Source organism: Streptomyces sp. NPDC002784, from assembly GCF_053592135.1.
On sequence record NZ_JBSFVD010000018.1, the window covers coordinates 15,618 to 33,009 of the forward strand.

General features: G+C 69.1%; 13 protein-coding genes and 2 pseudogenes. 7 read left to right on the top strand and 8 right to left on the bottom strand.

Annotated elements, in window-relative coordinates:
- Positions 1 to 211: 211 nt before the first annotated feature.
- Positions 212 to 727, top strand: coding sequence for a hypothetical protein (locus tag ACWD1Z_RS26550; RefSeq protein ID WP_451122099.1), 516 nt, complete (start codon positions 212 to 214; stop codon positions 725 to 727).
- Between the two features lie 223 nt (positions 728 to 950).
- Entirely contained in the window at positions 951 to 1,556 is a 606-nt protein-coding gene (locus ACWD1Z_RS26555; protein ID WP_451122100.1) for a dihydrofolate reductase family protein, read from the top strand.
- A 302-nt stretch (positions 1,557 to 1,858) separates the two neighbouring features.
- Here ACWD1Z_RS26555 and ACWD1Z_RS26560 read toward each other — a convergent pair whose 3' ends face one another.
- Together ACWD1Z_RS26560 and ACWD1Z_RS26565 are read right to left on the bottom strand one after the other, a co-directional pair.
- The gene (locus ACWD1Z_RS26560; protein ID WP_451122101.1) at positions 1,859 to 2,977 is read right to left on the bottom strand and encodes a fatty acid desaturase family protein; all 1,119 of its coding nucleotides are present in this window, start codon (positions 2,975 to 2,977) and stop codon (positions 1,859 to 1,861) included.
- A gap of 7 nt (positions 2,978 to 2,984) precedes the next feature.
- Complete coding sequence (locus tag ACWD1Z_RS26565) at positions 2,985 to 4,040, bottom strand: ferredoxin reductase (protein ID WP_451122102.1); 1,056 nt, start codon at positions 4,038 to 4,040, stop codon at positions 2,985 to 2,987.
- Between the two features lie 86 nt (positions 4,041 to 4,126).
- Between ACWD1Z_RS26565 and ACWD1Z_RS26570 the strand changes: the two genes are divergently transcribed.
- From ACWD1Z_RS26570 to ACWD1Z_RS26580, 3 genes and pseudogenes are all read left to right on the top strand, one after another.
- Positions 4,127 to 5,266, top strand: a complete 1,140-nt coding sequence (locus ACWD1Z_RS26570) for a helix-turn-helix domain-containing protein (RefSeq protein WP_451122103.1) — start codon at positions 4,127 to 4,129, stop codon at positions 5,264 to 5,266.
- A gap of 21 nt (positions 5,267 to 5,287) precedes the next feature.
- Positions 5,288 to 5,488, top strand: a pseudogene (locus ACWD1Z_RS26575) (transposase); the annotation flags it as partial.
- A gap of 131 nt (positions 5,489 to 5,619) precedes the next feature.
- On the top strand, positions 5,620 to 6,717 hold the full coding sequence (locus tag ACWD1Z_RS26580) for a MerR family transcriptional regulator (protein WP_451122235.1): 1,098 nt from the start codon (positions 5,620 to 5,622) through the stop codon (positions 6,715 to 6,717).
- Positions 6,718 to 7,594: 877 nt separating this feature from the next.
- Here ACWD1Z_RS26580 and ACWD1Z_RS26585 read toward each other — a convergent pair.
- From ACWD1Z_RS26585 to ACWD1Z_RS26595, 3 genes are all read right to left on the bottom strand, one after another.
- A complete protein-coding gene (locus ACWD1Z_RS26585; protein WP_451122104.1) occupies positions 7,595 to 8,587 on the bottom strand; it encodes a fibronectin type III domain-containing protein in 993 nt (330 codons plus the stop codon).
- Positions 8,588 to 8,727: 140 nt separating this feature from the next.
- On the bottom strand, positions 8,728 to 10,287 hold the full coding sequence (locus ACWD1Z_RS26590) for a PQQ-dependent sugar dehydrogenase (RefSeq protein ID WP_451122105.1): 1,560 nt from the start codon (positions 10,285 to 10,287) through the stop codon (positions 8,728 to 8,730).
- A 242-nt stretch (positions 10,288 to 10,529) separates the two neighbouring features.
- Positions 10,530 to 11,201: a lytic polysaccharide monooxygenase auxiliary activity family 9 protein gene (locus tag ACWD1Z_RS26595; RefSeq protein ID WP_451122106.1), complete on the bottom strand. Its 672-nt coding sequence runs from the start codon at positions 11,199 to 11,201 to the stop codon at positions 10,530 to 10,532.
- Positions 11,202 to 11,486: 285 nt separating this feature from the next.
- Here ACWD1Z_RS26595 and ACWD1Z_RS26600 point away from each other — a divergent pair, with 285 nt between their 5' ends.
- Positions 11,487 to 12,512, top strand: a complete 1,026-nt coding sequence (locus ACWD1Z_RS26600; protein ID WP_389420819.1) for a LacI family DNA-binding transcriptional regulator — start codon at positions 11,487 to 11,489, stop codon at positions 12,510 to 12,512.
- A gap of 180 nt (positions 12,513 to 12,692) precedes the next feature.
- Here the strand turns inward: ACWD1Z_RS26600 and ACWD1Z_RS26605 are convergent, their stop codons facing one another.
- The gene (locus ACWD1Z_RS26605; protein ID WP_451122107.1) at positions 12,693 to 13,355 is read right to left on the bottom strand and encodes a response regulator; all 663 of its coding nucleotides are present in this window, start codon (positions 13,353 to 13,355) and stop codon (positions 12,693 to 12,695) included.
- Positions 13,352 to 14,641 carry a sensor histidine kinase gene (locus tag ACWD1Z_RS26610; RefSeq protein ID WP_451122108.1) on the bottom strand — a complete coding sequence of 430 codons (1,290 nt, stop codon included), beginning with the start codon at positions 14,639 to 14,641 and terminating at the stop codon, positions 13,352 to 13,354. Before ACWD1Z_RS26610 ends, ACWD1Z_RS26605 begins: the two co-directional genes overlap by 4 nt.
- Positions 14,642 to 14,944: 303 nt before the next feature.
- On the opposite strand from ACWD1Z_RS26610, the gene ACWD1Z_RS26615 reads away from it, so the two are divergent.
- On the top strand, positions 14,945 to 16,432 hold the full coding sequence (locus ACWD1Z_RS26615) for an alpha/beta hydrolase (RefSeq protein WP_451122236.1): 1,488 nt from the start codon (positions 14,945 to 14,947) through the stop codon (positions 16,430 to 16,432).
- Positions 16,433 to 17,007: 575 nt separating this feature from the next.
- On the opposite strand, the pseudogene tnpA reads toward ACWD1Z_RS26615, so the two are convergent.
- Positions 17,008 to 17,374 (bottom strand): annotated as a pseudogene (gene tnpA, locus ACWD1Z_RS26620) (IS200/IS605 family transposase).
- Positions 17,375 to 17,392 lie beyond the last annotated feature (18 nt).

Sequence of the window (17,392 nt, forward strand, 5' to 3'; positions counted from 1 at the left end):
TCCTCAGCCGTTGAAAATGACTCCAGCCGATGCTTGTTGCCAGTATTCCGGCATTACGGGGTCGTCCTTTGAGGCATTGGAGCGAACCGCTACGTCCGGGCTGATGCGTATCCATGTGCACTTGTGGAGATAGCACTGGCCGCTCAACGCTGCGAGGCCAGAGCTGCGTTACCCTTCCACCAGTCGCGATCACACCACGTCGAGGGCGTGCATGACAGCGCAGGGCGAGGCAATCCTGGCCGAACTCAACTCCCTTCCGGCTCACGTGCGCGCGGACTACATCCGCATCCTTGAGACGGTCGTGCGGGTCGTTCCCAGGGCTTGGACCCGTCGCAGAGGCGTCCGGCTGCAGTGGCTCACACTCGGGCACGGCGACGATGACGTCGTGGTACAGGTCGACTCCGGCGAACTGAGCCAGCACGTCGACTGGGACGGTCCTCGGTCCGCCCGATCGTTCTCCGGTGCCCTGGGGGAGAAGCTGGGAACGAACCAGTGTGCCGCTCTGGTGTATGGGAACGCTGTCGATTCGCGCACATGGGGTTGGATTCTCCCGCTCCTGGTGAGGCAGTTGCCCCGGCTGGACACGGCGGTGATGGTCGATGTGAAACACCGCACGGGGGCCCGAGCCACGTTCGTCTTCCCTGTCACGTACCGGCGCTTGCTCGTCCGACGCCTACGGTTCGAGGAGGACGTCTGGGCGATCCTTCAGCGCGCCAGGACCGGGTGACGGGTGAGCGGAGCGGATGCTGGGTGCCTCGTGGATGCATGGTGACATGAAAGCGGAGCACTCCCCCGCCGGGCACCCCACGGGATCCTGAGCTCGCGCTTCGCCGCTCCGCCGACCTGTTCGGCGCGGCGTCATGGGTCTTCTCGTTACTCCACGGCGCGGCCGATGAGTTTGTGGCTCCCGGACGGTCCAAGCTCGTGACAGCCTAAGAAAGGAAACCGCCATGTCGGAGCTTCTCGTCGACTTCATCACCTCCCTCGACGGCTACGCATCGGGAGAGGGTTGGCCCGGGTTTTGGGGGCTGGAGGGTCCGGAGTACCTCGCGTGGCTCGGCGAGCAGCCCGAGGCCACCTACCTGATGGGAGCGAACACCTACCGCCTGATGTCGGGCTTCGCTGCAGGTGAGGTCCCGGCTGGCCAAGACGAGTTCAGGCCCGAGGAAGAGGCATCCGTGGACGAGCTCACGCAAGCGTCCAAGGTGGTGTTCTCCTCCTCGCTCGAGGAGCCACTGACGTGGGCCAACTCCGCGCTCGTCCGCGACGACGCCGTCGAGGCGGTCCGCGCCATGAAGTCGAGTGGCTCGGGGCTCCTCAGCACGATCGGCAGCCTCAGCCTGTGTCGGTCCCTGCTACGAGCCGGACTCGTCGACCGCTTCCGGGTCGTGATGTTCCCGGTGATCACCGGAGCCACGGGCGAGGAACGCATCTACGACGGCTATCCGGACGTGGCCCTGGAGATGATCGATCACCGCACCTTCGACGGGCGTACCCAGCTGGTCGAGTACAAGCCGCGCGTGCTCGAGCATCCGCCGCTCCACGTCCCTGCGTGACGTTGCCACGGCCCCGGCCGGCGCCGGCGCCCGATCGCGCCGTGAGTGCAGCACCGTCCAGCCCCCGTCGACGGGGGCCAGTGCCCGCCGCCCGTGCCCCTTCGGCTCCCCCGCCCCGCTGCCGGCTGCGCGCCGAGCCCTTGGCGCACGGCCAGGCAGCGCAGCCGGAGACGAAGCGGCCCGGATCCCGTGGCGTACGGTCCGATATCGCGGGATCCACCGTCCGCAACGGGATCTGACCCAACCCGGCGGTGCAACCGGTGCAACCGGTGCAACCGAAAGGTCTGAACCAAGACCGGGGATCAGGCCGCGACAAGCTCCTGCTCGCGATCCGGCGCTGTGACCTTGGGCTTCTTGTTCGGAAGCGAGAGCCGGACGACCTTGCGCCACGCGGAGAACACCTGCTTGGGCAGCGGTCCGGTCACGTACTCCAGCTCGTACTTCTCGAACAACGCGCGCACCTTCACCGCGACCTCGGCGTACCGGTTGCTCGGCAGGTCCGGGAACAGGTGGTGCTCGATCTGGTGCGAGAGGTTGCCGGTCATGAAGTGCATGGCCTTGCTGCCGCTGATGTTCGCCGAACCCATCATCTGGCGCAGGTACCACTGGCCGCGCGTCTCGCCCTTGATCGACCGGCGCTCGAAGACCTGTACGCCCTCGGGGAAGTGCCCGCACATGATCACCGAGTGGGACCAGAGGTTGCGGACCAGGTTCGCGGTGAACGTGGCGGCGAGCGTGGTGAGGAACGACGGGCCCGACAGCGCCGGGTGGATCACGTAGTCCTTGAGCACCTGCTTGCGGATCTTGCGGCCCACGGCCTTGGCCCGCGCGCGGAACTCCGGGTCCTTGCGGCGGCGCTTGTTCAGGTTCTTGCCCAGTTCCAGGTCGTACGCCGCGATGCCGTACTCGAAGAAGCAGGCGTTGATGAAGTTCCACAGCGGCTGGCCGAGGTGGAAGGGGTGCCACTTCTGGTCCTCGTCGACGCGCATGATGCCGTAGCCGAGGTCGTTGTCCTTGCCGAGCACGTTGGTGTACGTGTGGTGCAGCTCGTTGTGCGAGTGCTTCCACTGTTCGGCCGGCGAGACGTGATCCCAATCCCAGGTGGAGGAGTGGATCTTCGGGTCCCGCATCCAGTCCCACTGGCCGTGCAGGACGTTGTGGCCGATCTCCATGTTGTCCATGATCTTCGCCACGGACAGCCCGGCGGTGCCGATCAGCCACGCGGGCGGGAAGAACGAGAACAGCAGCACGCCCCTGCTGGCCAGCTCGAGCTTGCGCTGCGCCGATATGACCTTGCGGATGTAGGCGGCGTCTTTCTCACCGCGGCTGGCGATCACCTCGTCGCGGATCGCGTCCAGCTCGCGGCCGAGCTCCTCGATCTGCTCCGCGGTCAGGTGGGCGGTGGGGTCGATTGCAGTCAAGGTGTTCCTAACGTTCGATGTCACAGGGGCCCGCGGCGGCGGACACGCAGGTCTGGATGAGGACGCCCGGTTCGGCCTCGGTGATGTCGCCGGTGCGCAGGTCGCGGACGGCGCCCGCCTTGAGCGGCGTGATGCAGCCGAAGCAGATGCCCATGCGGCACCCGGAGGGCATGAGCACGCCGGCCTCTTCGCCGACGTCCAGCAACGGCGTTGCGCCATCCGCGTCGACGGTCTTGCCGGTGGCGCTGAAGGTGACCTCGCCGCCGTCGCCGGCGACGACGATGCTGGGGCGGAAGCGTTCGGTGTGCAGGCGCTCCTGGACGCCGTGCTTCCTCCAGTGCTCTTCGGCGGCGTCGAGCAGGCCCGCGGGCCCGCAGGCCCAGGTCTCGCGCTCGGCCCAGTCGGGCACGAGTTCGTCGAGACGGGCGATCTCGAGCATGCCGTCTGTGTCGGTGTGCACCTCGGTGAGCTGCAGCTTCTTGTCCGCGGCCAGGTCATGCAGTTCGTTGCGGAAGATCACGTCGTGCGGCTGGGGCGCGCAGTGGACCATGACGACGTCGTCGAATTCGGTGTCGCGCAGCATGCCCATGACGGGCGTGATGCCGCTGCCGGCCGTCAGGTAGAGCACCTTTGCAGGCTTTGCCCGCGGCAGCACGAAGTCACCGGTCGCCTGGTCGAGCTGGATCAGCGTGCCCGGTTTCGCCCTGCGGACCAGGTAGTTGCTGACTTTGCCGTCCGGGATCGCCTTCACGGTGATCGTGACGCGACCGTCCTTGCGGTGAGTCGGTGAGGTGAGCGAGTAGGCACGCCACAGGCGCACCCCGTCGACATCGACGCCGATCCGCACGTACTGGCCCGCTGTGTGGCCGCGCCAGCCCCGTCCCGGTCTGATCACGATGGTCGCGGCGTCACCCGTCTCGGGGTGCACGGCCTCGATGCGCCCCCGCAGGTCAGCGCCCGCACGCAGCGGGCTGACCAGGTCGAGGTAGTCAGACGGCAGCAGCGGCGTGGTGACCATCTCCAGTAGTTTCCACGCCCTGCTTCGGAGGGCTGTACTCGTCATGGCTCCAGCTTGCTGCGCCTCAAGGCGTAAAGTCCTGACCGCAGGACGTAAAGCTGATCGGCTGAATTGTTCGTAGGGGATAAAAAGTGAGCCATGTGATCCGGAGGGCCAGTGAACTGGCCCTGGATGAGACGACGGTCACAGCACTTCGGGCAGCGCTGAAGTCCACCGCCGACGAGGTCGTCCAGGCGATCATCGACGAGGTCCCTTCGTACGCCAACGCCCTCTCGGGCCATATGGGCGCCACCATCCGCCGAGCTGTCCGCACCGCCCTGGGACACTACCTGGATCTCGCGAGCGGGAACGCCACGGGCGACGACGGCGGCGACGCGGCCTACGAGCTGGGCCGCGGCGAGGTCCGCGACGGCCGTTCGATGGACGCCCTGCTCAGCGCCTACCGCGTCGGTGCCCGCGTGGCCTGGCGATGCCTGGCAGCGGGGGCCGTAACCGCAGGTCTGCCCGCCGCCGACGTCGCCAAGTTCGCCGAGCTGACCTTCGCCTACATCGACGAGCTCTCCGCCGCGAGCGCCGCGGGCCACGCCGACGAACTGGCCGCTCGGGGCAGGGATCACGAGCGCCACCTGGAGCACCTGGCTCGCGACATCCTCGCCGGTGCGAGCCCGGACGTACTGCTGGTCTCTGCTCAACGGGCCGGGTGGCAGCCCCCGGTTTCGCTGACCGCGGTCCTGCTGCCCGCCGCCCAGGCCCGGCCCGCCTATCGCGCACTCGATCCGAGCACCCTCGTCCTCGATGACCTGCCGGACGCCACCGGTGTACTGCTCGTCCCCGATGCCGACCGATCACATCTCTTGCGGCAACTGACCGACCGCAACGCCGTGGTCGGCCCGGCCCGGCCATGGTCTCGTGCGTCCGCCTCGTACGCGCGAGCCGCCCGCGCACGCTCTCTTTCCTCCGACATTCGCGACACCGAGGACCACCTGCCCGAGCTGGTGCTGAGCGCCGACATGGACGCGTTCGCGGACCTGCGTGCCCGAGCCCTCGCACCCTTGCGGACCTTGCCCGTCGCGACCGCGCGGCGGCTGGAGGAGACGTTGCGGGCGTGGCTGCTGCATCAGGGCAGGCGGGAGGAGGTGGCGGCGGAGTTGTTCGTCCATCCCCAGACCGTTCGGTACCGGATGACGCAGCTGCGGGAGCTGTTCCCGGATCTCGCATCGCCGCAGCGGGTCCTTGAACTGACGCTGGCGGTCGGTCTCCGGGGGAGCTGACGCGTACGTCGACCGGCTACGTGCGCCGCCCAGATCGGGCTCTTCCTCGCCTACGCATCCGGCCGGGGACGAACGCTGATCGACCGGCGCCCGTACCTACCCGCGTCCTGGACGGACGACCGCGAGCGGTGCCGGCGGGCAGGCATCGACGACAGCGTCGCCTTCGAGACGAAGGTGGCGGGTAGCAGGCGCTCAGGACTCCGGCGCCGCGTTGCAGACCGGGGCATCGATTAGACCAGGGCATCGACTTCACTCGTTCGCACGCCGGGCAGCGCGGGAGCGGCCGTTGTGCGGCTCTTGACCCTCACCTGACGTCAGGCTGCATAGTCGAAGCCGTGGAGGATCACTGGACCGTGGGACGCGTCGCCGAACTTGCCGGCGTGAGCGTCCGCACGCTGCATCACTATGACGCGATCGGGCTCGTGCGCCCCTCGGCGCGGACAGCGGCCGGGTACCGGGCCTATGCGGCGGATGACGTGCAGCGGCTCAGACAGGTGCTGGCCTACCGGCGACTGGGCTTTGGCCTGCGGGAGGTGGCAGCACTGGTGGACGATGCGTCCACCGACGTGGTCGCGCACCTGCTCCAACTGCGCGGCCTGCTGCTGGAGCGGCGTGATCGCGCCGACGCCATGGTGGCGGCCATCGACAGCGAGCTTGCCGCACGGGCGAAGGGCTGGACGGTGACACCCCAGGAACAACTCCAGATGCTTGGTGCACAGCTGTACGACGCCATCGGCGGCGCCTACACCGCGACACGGCGCGCCGATCCCCGGATCGCCGCGCAGATCGTGAACGCGCTCGGAGACGCGCAGACGGTGCTGAACGTCGGCGCCGGCACCGGTTCCTACGAGCCCGCCGACCGCGACGTGATCGCCGTGGAGCCCTCGACGGTCATGCGCGGGCAGCGGCCTGCCGGATCGGCGCCGTGCGTGGCCGCCGCTGCGGAACACCTGCCGTTCGAGGACCACGCCTTCGACGTGGCCATGGCCGTCTCCACCGTCCACCACTGGGAGGACCCCATAGCGGGGCTGTGCGAGATGCGGCGCGTGGCCCGCCGCATAGTGGTGCTCACCTTCGACACCGACGAGCCCGGATGGCCAGAGCGGTTCTGGCTCACCCGCGACTACCTGCCGGAATTCGCCGACGTCCTCGCGGGATTTCCCTCCCTTGCCACGATGGCCGACGCGACCGGAGCCCGCGCCGAGCCGGTACCCGTCCCGTGGGACTGCGCCGATGGCCTGTTCGAAGCGTATTGGCGCCGGCCGTCGGCCTACCTGACCGACCACGTCCGCCGGGCGATGTCGGTGTGGACGAAGGTCGGACCGAAAGCCGAGCAGCGGGCGGTACAAAACCTCAGCGACGACCTCGACTCCGGCCTGTGGACCGAACGCAACCGCAACCTGACGAACCTCCAGACGGCAGACCTCGGCCTGCGCCTGCTCACATCCTGAACCACACACCAGTCACGGCCCCTCACCCGGAGCCCCGCCCAACAGACGGCGGTGCCTTACGGATTGCCAGAGCGAGCAATGCGCCACCGGCTGCGATCCGCCAGACACGCACAAAATGCTGGGCACCATGGTTCGGGACCCGTCTTTTGGTGCCGCGCCTTGTGGCCCGCCCTCGGCAGCGCACAAACCCCTACCGGACCGTGCCCGCTGATGCAGCTTGCAATCAACCAGCCGGTGAATGCCGACGAGAGATGGTGGCCGCAGGAGCAGTGGCCTGATGTGGCTCTACCTGGTGGAGCTGTGCCAGCGCGAGCCGGCATGTTGCCAGCTCGCGGTTGCGTTGAGACTCCGCCGGGATCTTTGCCAAGGCGCGGTGCGCCCTCTCCTCGGCCGGGGCGAACTCCCCGTTGCAGTGGAGGATGATCGCCGCGAGAGGGTTGACCTCGACCGGTCCGTAGAACGCGGTCCGCCGGGGGCGCTCGTCTTCGGTTGCCTTCCCGAGTGGGATCCAGGCGTGCGAGAACCGCCCTGCCGGGCCCGGTGGTTCAGGTCGCATCAACTCCGCCTCCCCGCCCTCCGCCCCCGCCGCCTCCTGAGTAGCTGCTCGTGGTCCCCCGAAAGGCGTCGGCCTCGCCGGTGCCGAGACGTCCTGGACGATCCGCGGTGAGCCGATGCCTGGAACAGCTGGCGTGCGGCTGGGCGGCCATCGGGCACCGGTGGTCAGACGTCCGCGACAACCGGATCGCGTGATCCTTACGGGTGAGTGGAGGGCGGACCAGGCGGCAGGCGTCGGAGAACTGATCGAAGCCGCGCAGCAGCCGGCCGCCTCCCCCCGTCGGGGTCACAGACGCCGGCCGCTGGTCACGCCGTCGCGACGTCAGCTGCCCGTCGTGACGGTCCCCTCCGTCGAGAACGCTCCCCAGGTGCCGTCCGACAGCCGGGGTCTGATCCTCACGTCATACGTCTTGCCTTCTTCCGTGCCCAAGTAGACGGTGTGCCTCGCCCGTCCCTCGGGTGCGTCGTCATCCGCGGCCAAGGTCGTCACGAACACCTCGTCGAGGTAGACCTGGTACTCGGCCTTGAGTGCGTCCGTCCGGGGCGACGTCCATGACAGGTCCAGGTAGTACGCCTTGTCCTTCGTGTTCTTGCGCACCGAGGCCCGGAAGTCCTCGGGCTCCTCCCCTCCGCCGCCCCCTTTTCCATCGGTGGTCAGTCGTAGAGGTGCACTGGCCGGGGAGAGGTTGTCCGCCGCGTCCCTTGCACGGACCGTGAGGACGTAGTGGGTGTCCGGGCGGAGGCCGGTGAGGACGGTCCTCGTCTCCTCGCCGTCGACCGTGTGGATTTTCGCGTCGCCCTGGTAGATGTCGTACGAGACGACTCGCTGGTCGTCCTTGGAGGCAGTCCAGCTCAGGTAGGCGGCTCGTGAGCCGTTGGCCTTCCCTCGCAGCTGGCCGGGGCGGGTCGGCGGTTCGCCGTCCTCCGTGGGCGCGGCGGGGGTGGTGACGGCGACCTTGCGGCTGGGGGTGGAGTGGTTGCCGGCGGTGTCTCGGGTGCGGACGGTGAACACGTAGTCGGCGGACGGTTTCAGGCCGGCGATGTCGACCATGGTGCGGTCCGCGTCGACCTCCTTGACCTTCTTCCCGGCCTGCAGGACCTCGTACGCCTCCACGGCCTCGCCGTCCTTGGCGGCCTTCACCCGCTGCCACATGACGTGGACGGTGGTCGCACTGCTGGACTGCGCTGTGACCCCGGTCGGGGCCGCGGGGGCCGGCCGCTCGTCATCGCTGCCGCACGCCGTGAGCGCCAGCAGCGTGATGGAGCAGGACAGGAGAACGGCGGGCCGGAGCCCGGGTGTTCGGGACTCGGGCATGGCTTTCCTCCGACGCCGGAGAGAGGACGAGATCATGTCAACCTTCCGGACCCGCGCGATCTGCGGAGATGACGGGAGCAGGGGCAAAGAGGGCGGGTGGGCCCGGCGTTGACGGCGCGGCGGGCCCACGTGCGGACCGTTCAGCGGCCGATTGCGCAGGCGTCCCCGTTGAGCGTGAACCGCGGCGGCGGCGAGGAGTCACCGGTATGGCTGGCGAGGTAGCCGAGGGTGATGCGCGCGCCGGGAGCGATCGTGCCGTTGTGCGAGGCGTTGGTGGCCGTGACCGTGTTGCTTCCCTGTGTCAGGTCGGTGTTCCAGTCGGAGGTGACGGTCTGCCCGAGAGCCAACGGGAACTTCAACGTCCAGCCGTTCACCGGGGTGTTGCCGGTGTTGGTGATCGTCAGGTCGACGGTCGTGCCGGTCCCCCAGCTCCGCACGGTGCGATCCACGCGGCAGGTGGGTTCCTCCCGCGCGAAGGACACGCGGTGCAGGCCGCCGGGCAGGTCGTTGACGACGTAGAACTCTCCGTCGACGGTCACGCCGATCGCCGTCACCTGGGTGGGCATCTCCCCGATCTCCGCCTCCTCGTAGCCGCCTGCACCGTCGGGGCGCAGCGCCCAGACCGTGGACGAGCAGTAGTCGGTGGCGATGTACGTGCCGCCGACGAGGCCGGCGTACTTCTGGCCCCGGTAGACGTGACCGCCGATGACCGAGCAGCCGCCGGTGTACGGGGAGTAGGTGAAGACGGGTTCGGTGTGCTGCTCGCCGGGTACGCAGTGGCCTCCCTGGAACTTCTCCAGACCCTCGTAGCAGGACCAGCCGAGGTTCAGTCCTCCCTTTCCGGCCGGGAGGTGGTTGACCTCTTCCCATCGGCCCTGGCCGACGTCGCCGATCCACATCGAGCCGTCGGCCTCGTCGAAGGAGAACTTCCACGCGTTGCGCAGCCCGTACAGCCAGATCTCGTCACGGGCGCCGGGGGTGTCCACGAAGGGGTTGTCACTGGGCACGCAGTAGGCGAGCCGGCCGCAGCTGCGGCTGACGTCGATGCGCAAGATCTTGCCCAGCAAGGTGTCCAGGCGCTGCCCGGCGCGCAACGGGTCGGCGGAGCCGCCTCCGTCACCGATGCTCCAGTACAGGTTGCCGTCCGGGCCGAACGCTATCTGTCCGCCGTTGTGGTTGTTGAACTCGGCGTGTGGCTGGGAGAGCAGGGGCTCCAGGCGGGAATCGTCGAGCCGGTAACGGGCGAGCGTGACCGCGCCGTCGGGCAGTGCCGTGTACACCAGATACAGCTGGTGGCTGTCGGCGAAGTCCGGCGCGAGGGCTATGCCGAGCAGACCGCGCTCGTTACCCGATTCGTCCACGGCGGACCTGATGTCGATGAGCGGGTCCCGCGCCAGACCGGTGCCCGGGTGGTAGACGCGTACGGTGCCTGACTTCTCGGCGATGAACAATCGGTCCGTGCCGTCGTCGGGGGCGACAAGGGCGATGGGCCGCCGCAGGCCGGAGGCGACCTGGGTGGTGGTCGCCCGCAGCGACGGCAAGGGGACGGCCGAGGGGTCCGCCGCCGTGCGCGTCGGCACGGTGTCCGCCGCCGCGGACGGGGCCGACGAGGGCGGGGCCGACGCGGCGGCGGACAGCGGGGTGAGGGTGCTCAACAGAAGGGCCAGCAGGAGCGGCCCGGTCCAGCAGCGTCTTGGCATGTCGGCTCCAGGTATCAAAACGCTCGTCAGGTGGTGGTGTTCGTATTCGCAATACGGAAGGACGCGGCCCGGTGTGCGTGTCCCGTCAGACACGCACACCGCGGCGGACGCCCCCCTCGGGGTCGGTCAGGCAGCCCTGATGTTCCGGGCGGCGCGTGGGTATGTCAGGGCACGGTGGTACGTCAGAGCACGGTGTCCCGCCGGACGGGAACTCGTCCGGCGGGACAGCCCATGGGGCAGACTCAGCGGAAGTTCACGTCACTGCACAGGAAGTACGTCTGGTCCATGTGCGAGGCCTGCCAGATCGTGTAGACGACGTGGCGACCGCTGTACCCGGACGTGCTGACCGGGATCGAGTAGTTCTGGCTGGGCGCGTACTTGCCGGTGCGGGCCACCAGCTGGAGGTCGCTCCAGCGCAGCTGCTGGGTAGCCGGGTCGAAACCCTGCCGGCTGACGTAGACGAGGAAATAGTCCGCGCCGTGGCTGGCCTGGTCATACAGCTTCACGGTGAAGTTGCTGCTGATGTCCGCGGTCTTCCAAGCGCCCACGGTGTCCAGGGAGTTGTAGCGCCCGCCCTCGGTGCGGCCGCCGCTGCACAGCTGGCCGTCCGGGACTGCTGCCTGGAAGTTGCCGCCGGATCCGTTGCGGTACAGGCCGTTCCAGTTCCACATGGCGTTGGGGTTGGCCTGCCACGCCTGCCAGCACATGGGGTCTTGCTGGGCCATGGCCGGATCCATGTGGTTGCTGCCCCATCGTTGCCAGCAGCCGTAGTTACGGCTCGCGGGGTCGACGACCGAGCCGTGGGCAACGGCGGTGCCGCTCCAGGGGAGCAGGCTGAGGAGCAACGCCGCGAAGAGGCTCAGAACGAGCGTCGAACGGCGCCGCACCCTACTGGTGTGATCATGACAATTCACGGTCTCCTTCTTTCCCGTGGGGGGATACCGGGTCTCGGCGTGGATAGAGCGATTGGGAGCGCTCCCACCACTCCAGACTGAGTGCCGTAAGACGAAGCGGCAACATTCATTTGCGCCACTTCCGCGCCACCTGGCGCGAACCTTCCACTGCCGAGCCCTCCCGTCCCGACGGTGTGCCGGCGTCCCGGACGTGCGCCAGGCGTATGTCCGCAGGCCGGAGCCGGTCGATCACGGACGACCAGGGCCGTAATATTGGGGTCTTCTCGTGGGTGGGGGGAGAAGTACATGGGCAAGCAGCGCCCCGGCGCGGGGCCGACCTTGGAGGAGGTGGCCGCGCTCGCCGGTGTGGGGCGGGGCACCGTCTCCCGCGTCATCAACAACGTGGCAGGGGTGAAGGAGTCGACCCGCCACGCCGTGCAGCGCGCCATCGCCGAGCTGGAGTACGTACCCAACCTGGCGGCCCGGTCGCTGGCCGGGCGTCGTACGGACGCGATCGCTCTGGTGATGACGGAGCCCGACTGGCGCAAATTCGCCGAGCCGTTCTTCTCGGAGACCATTCGATCCGTCGGGGACGCCTTGACCGACACCAGGATGCAACTGCTGCTCACCCAGGTACGCACGAACGGGGAGCGGAAGCGTTTCGTCGAGTACGCGCGTGGCGGCCGGGTCGACGGCGTGCTGCTGATGTCCGTGCACGCCGAGGACCCCCTGCCCGACATGCTCGCGGACGCGGGCGTGCCCACCGTCATGCTGGGCCGTCGCTCGGGCGACGAGAGCATCACCTACGTGGACGCGGACAACGCCGGGGGCGCCCGCAGCGCCGTCACCCACCTGCTGAACAGCGGCCGCAGAGCGGTCGCGACCATCACCGGGCCGCTCGACATGTACGTCGCCCAGTGCCGGTTGCGCGGCTACCGCGAGGCGCTGGACCGCGCGGGCCTCGACGCGAACCCGTCCTGGGTCGCCGAAGGAGACTTCACCGAGCAGAGCGGCCGCACGGCGATGGCGGAGCTCATCGCGCGGGAGCCGGGGATCGACGCCGTGTTCGCCGCGTCGGACAGCATGGCCGCCGGAGCGCTGGACGCCCTGCGCGCGGCGGGCCGCCGAGTGCCGCAGGACGTCGCGGTGATCGGATTCGACGACTTCCTCCTGGCGCAGCGTACGGACCCCACCTTGACGACCGTGCGCCAGCCGCTCCAGGAGATCGGCCGGACCATGGTGCGGCTGCTTCTGGAGGAGATGGAGGACTCGGGAGTGGCCTGGCGGCATGTCAGCCTGCGCACGGAGTTGGTGCTGCGCGGCTCCGCCTGACCCGCTCGCACCGCGTCATCACACATGGCGACTGCCGGGCCGGCCCGCGTCCCGCGTACGCCCTTCATGCTGAGCGTCGAACTGCTACCTCTCTCCCCGATTTGTCCCTCACGGGCACAGACGCCTCCCGGGAGCGCTCCCAGGACCTTCGACCGCTCCATGAGAGCGCGCGTGCCGGCCTCACGCCGGGTGGATGAGTCGGCTTTCGTAGGCGAAGATCACGGCCTGTATCCGGTCGCGGAGTTCGAGCTTGTGCAGTATGCGCCCCAGATGGGACTTCACGGTCGCCTCCGCCAGGTACAGAGTGGCCGCGATCTCGGTGTTGGACAGGCCGCGGCCCACCTGGACCAGCACCTCGCGCTCACGGGCGCTGAGCCGGCTCAGCCGCTCGTCGCGGACGGCGCTGCTGCCGTCGGGGATGTGCGGGCGGAAGTTCTCCAGCAGCCGGCGGGTGATGCGCGGGGAGACCACCGCGTCGCCCGCGGCCACGCTGCGTATCGCGGTGAGCAGTTCCTCGGGCCTGGTGTTTTTCAGCAGGAAGCCAGAGGCTCCGGCGTGGAGTCCGGCGAAGGCGTATTCATCGAGGTCGAAGGTGGTGAGGATCAGTACTCTGCTCTGCGGGGAGATCCGGATGACCTGCCGCGTCGCCTCGATCCCGTCGGTCCCGGGCATCCGGACGTCCATGAGGACGACATCGGGGCGCAGGTCCCGGGCGAGGCGTACGGCCTGGATGCCGTCCGCGGCCTCGCCGACCGGTGCCATGTCGGGCTGGGCCTCCAGAACCGTGCTGAAGGCCATGCGGAGCAGCGCCTCGTCGTCGGCGATCAGGATGCGGATCGTCATGCGGACGCCGCTCCGTCGCTGCCGAGGAAGAGGCGGGTATGGACTCCCCAGCCGCCGCCCGGAAGCGGTCCGGCCTGCAACTTCCCCCCGTAGGCAGCCGCGCGCTCGCGCATGCCGGGGATACCGTGACCGGACAGTACCGCGCCGGGAAGTGGCGGGCAGGGGCCGCTGTCGGTGACGTCCACGGTGACGGTCTCGGTCGAGCACCGTATCCGGACCTTCGCGTGTGTGCCGGTGGGTGTGTGCTTGAGGGTGTTGGTCAAGGCTTCCTGTACCAGGCGGTAGACGGTCAGTTGTGCGGTTGCGGGCATGTGGGTGTGGCCGCCCTGGACCTCGAGTCCGGTCGGCAGCCCGGCGGCGCACATCTGGTCGGCGAGGGCCTCCAGTTGCGCGATGCCGGGCAACGGATGGCGCTCCGCGTCCGGGTCGCCGGCCCGCAGAATGCCCAACGAGCGCCGCATGTCGGTCAAGGCCTGCCGGCCCGTTTCGGAGATCTGGAGCATCGCGGTGGTGGCCTTGTCGGGCGAGCGGTGCTGCGCGTAGACGGCGGCGTCGGTGAGCGCGACCATGACGGACAGGTTGTGGGAGACGATGTCGTGCATCTCCCGGGTGATGCGTGTCCTTTCCTCGGCTACGGCCAGCCGCGCCTGCTGGTCCTGTTGCTGCTCCAGGCGTGCGGCCCGTTCCTCCAGGGCCGCGAGATAGGCGCGCGTGGTGCGCACGTTCATACCCAGGACGGCCGCGGCGACGACCATCGCGGTCACCGCGACGAAGGGCGTCAGGAACGCTCCCCCCGTCGCCCAGCGCAGGCAGGCCAGCAGAGCCCCGCCCTCCACGATGGCACCGGCGACAAGCGTCCCGCACCGACCCGAGTTGGCGGCCACCGTGTAGAGAGCCACCAACAAGGCGATGCCCGCCGGCAGTTGGACGTCCATCAGCCACTGGACGAAGGCCGCGGCTGCCACGGCGCCGAACACCGCGAGCGGGGCCCGGCGCCGCCACACCAGGGGCAGCGCAAGGGCGACGGTGAGGGCCACGGCCACCGGGAGCTCCTGCGGGGCGCGCGTGGTCATGATGTTGAGCAGGAGCAGCGCCAGTAAGAGTGAATCCCACACCATGGGTGGCAGCCGGAGGCGCCAGCACCGGGCGGCTCTTCCCACTCCCGCCGCTCGTACGGAGGCCAGGTCGGCGTACCTCGTCAGGCGTACGGCCGTCCTCGTCCGCCGCACTCGGTCCCGGCGGCAAAGCGGGTGGGCATTGCCCGGCTCTGAGGCCGCCTCGGTCATCACACGTCCCTGTCGATTTCAGCGTCACACTGCCCCTGCCGGGGCCGCCACCGCATACAGCCGGAGCCGGTCGGGTCGGGTCGGCTCGGGTACGGGAGCTTGAGCCCCGCGCTGCCCGCACGTACCGCAGCCCTGTCACGGTAGGCCGCGGTCCAGCGGAAACGCATGAGTCCACCGTTTGAAAAAATCGCGCGGAAGTACGACCACAGGAGGAGCCCAGCCACCCCCCACGGTCGCAACGCCGATCACTTGGGCATGCCTCGGATTGCGACTCCGGTTGTACGCGACGGCGCCCCAAGGGCGATGTGGCAGTGCGTGCCCCGCGCCGAGCATGGCCGGGTGACCGAGAACCTCATGGGACTGCACATGTCCCTACTGGAAGTCCTTGTCCTGCTGGGTGCCGTCGCACTGGTGGTGGCGCGCTGGCTTCCCCCTGCCGTCCGCCCACGGGCCACGATCACGGCGGGGGCGGTGTTCCTGCTGTCCGCGGCCGGGCTGAGCGTGGTGGGGATCCGCTGGCAGTTGCTGCCCGTACTCGCAGGCGCTGCCGTTGCGTTGCCGTTCGCCCTCTCTCCCCTGCTGCGACGCCGTACCGGCCGACCGGCGTGGCGGGCCCGGTGGTGGCTGGCCCTGCCCGGGTCGGTGGCCTGCGTCGGCCTGATCGCCACGGGTCCGGTGGCCGCCTGGGCCTTCCCCGTACCCGAGTTCCCCGAGCCGTCGGGCCGTTTCGCGGTCGGCACCCATGTGGTGCAGTGGACCGACCCACGCCGCCCCGAGACCTTCACCGCCGATCCCCGTGACCGGCGCACGGTCGTGGTCCAGCTCTGGTATCCCGCGCAGAAGAGCGCCGCAGGCGCGCAGCGGGCCCAGTACCTCGGCCGCACGGAGCACGAGGCCCGCACCGTCTCCGACGCCCTCGCCCGCTCGGTCGGCCTGCCTGGCTTCCTGGTCGACGGCATCCCACGGGCCCACACCCACGCGGTCTTCAACGCCCCGGTGGCCGACAGGGGCGGACGGTTCCCGGTTGTGCTGTTCTCTCCGGGATCGGGCGGAGTGCGCACCCAGAACACTGCCTGGGCGGAGGAACTGGCCAGCCACGGCTATGTGGTCGCCGCCCTCGACCACCCGTACGACTCCGCCGCCGTCGTCCTCACCGACGACCGAACGATTCACACCAGGACCACCTCCACCGGCGACCGGGACAAGGACAACAAGCTGGCGGCCGATTGGACGACTGTTCGGGGCGCCGACCTCAGCTTCGTCCTCACTCAGCTGGACCGTCTGGGCCGAGGTGAGATCGCCGGCCCGCTGACCGGACGCCTGGACACCGGCCGGGTCGCGGTCACCGGCCACTCCATGGGTGGTGCCGCCGCCCTGCAGGCAGCCCGGCAGGACCACCGATTCGACGCCGTCATCGATCTGGACGGTTACCCCCACGGCCCCACCTCCCCCTCCCTCCACCAGCCGACGCTGGCGCTCACCCAGGCCATCACCCCCGCAACGGACCCGCAGTACCTACCCCGCCTCACCAAGGCCCTCAAGCTCAACACCGCGACGAGCTACCGGCTCACCATCCCCGGCGCCGCACACCTCACCTTCATGGACGGCCCCCTGTACCTGCCCCCGGTGCCCTCGATAGTCGGCTCCCTGGGCCGCGCCGAGAGCCCCCGCGTCGTCGCCGCAACCACTCTCGCCTTCCTGGACACCACCCTGCGGCACAAACCCGGTGACCTGCCCGGCGCTCTGTCTGCCTACGGCGACCTCAGCGTCTACCGCCCGGGCAACCGCTGATCGGCTGTGCGGCGACAGCCGACGGCACGGCCGCTTCCCAGCTGGAGTGCAGTCTGCGTGCGCCCCCCCCTGGCGTGCTGGTCCGCAGCGGGGTTCTTGGCGGCTCGAGTCCCATCAATCCGATGGTGACAAGCGGGAGTCGACCGACCAGCAGTCGACCGCCCGACAGAACCTCGCCCTGGGCGAGGCCGTGATCGACGACCCGGTCGTCTCAAGGAGCACACGGCTACCTCCAGCCGTCTCCACCCCCTGCAACGCCCGAAGTTCAGCGACTTCCTCACATACGCGCGGCCGGGCGAGCGAGACCTCCAGCGCGAGCTGAGCTACGACCGACTGCGGGCCGCCGAGGCCCAGGGCAACAAGGGCGGACGCCGCCCGGCCGGAACAGCCGCGAAGGCCACCATCGTGCGTGCCGGTTACCTAGGCTCCGGGCGGAGGACCAGCTGCTCCGAAGAGGCTTGGCTACCGGGTCTATTCGCAGTGCACCGGGCTTCAGCCCGGTGGTGAAGCGAATCTGAGAACTGCTCTGACCTCAGCGGTGGGCACAGATCCGTACTGTTCGCTCTCAGCCCGGGTCAGAGCGGGCGGTTCTGTTGCTCGATGTACTGTTTGACGATGCTGAGCGGGGCGCCGCCGATTGTCCCGGCGAAGTACGAGCCGGACCACAGGTGCTGTGCCCGCCAGTAGTGGCGGACGAGGTCGGGGCACTCCCGGAGCCTGCGCGAGGACACGCCCTTGAGGGAGTTCACCAGCCTGAACACGGCGACCTTCGGCGGGAAGTTCACGAGGAAGTGGACGTGATCGGCCTTGCCGTTGAACTCGCCCCAGCTCGGCCTCGAAGTCCTCGCACACGGCGCGCATGATCTGCTCGCAGCGCGTCAGGTGCCGGTCGGCGAAGACGCTGTATCGGTACTTCGTCACGAAAACCAAGTGGACGTGCATGCGGAAGATGCCGTGACG